At 68.2% G+C, this 355-nt stretch carries 1 protein-coding gene; it reads right to left on the bottom strand.

From position 1 onward, the window contains the following. Positions 1–355, bottom strand: a 355-nt coding sequence (locus tag ACYQ7X_RS17495) for an IS66 family transposase (RefSeq protein WP_459698354.1), incomplete at both ends; no start/stop codon positions are given.

Genomic DNA, 355 nt, shown 5'->3' with positions numbered 1-355 from the left:
AACCGGCACCGTGGTGTCATCGCCATGGATGCGGGCTCCGGCCAGCACATGGGCCCTGATCAGCTCAATCAGGGGCGCCAGTGTCGCCGCGCAGGCACCGACCCAGTCGGCGAGCGTGGAGACATCCAGGTCGATGCCGTCGCGCGCATAGGCTTCGCTCTGCCGGTTGAGCGGCAGGTGGTCGGCGAATTTGCCGGTCAGCACCATGGCGAGCAGTTCAGGCCCCGCCCGGCCGCGGGCGATCGGATGGAACGGCGCCGGTGGCTGGGTGATCGTCTCGCAGGATCGGCAGCTCCACTTCTCGCGGACCGTCTGGATAACCTTCCATTGCCGCGGCACGACCTCCAGGGTCTCG

The sequence above is a fragment of the Acidisoma sp. C75 genome, from assembly GCF_054665095.1.
This window is presented reverse-complemented; position numbering and strand designations above follow the sequence as displayed.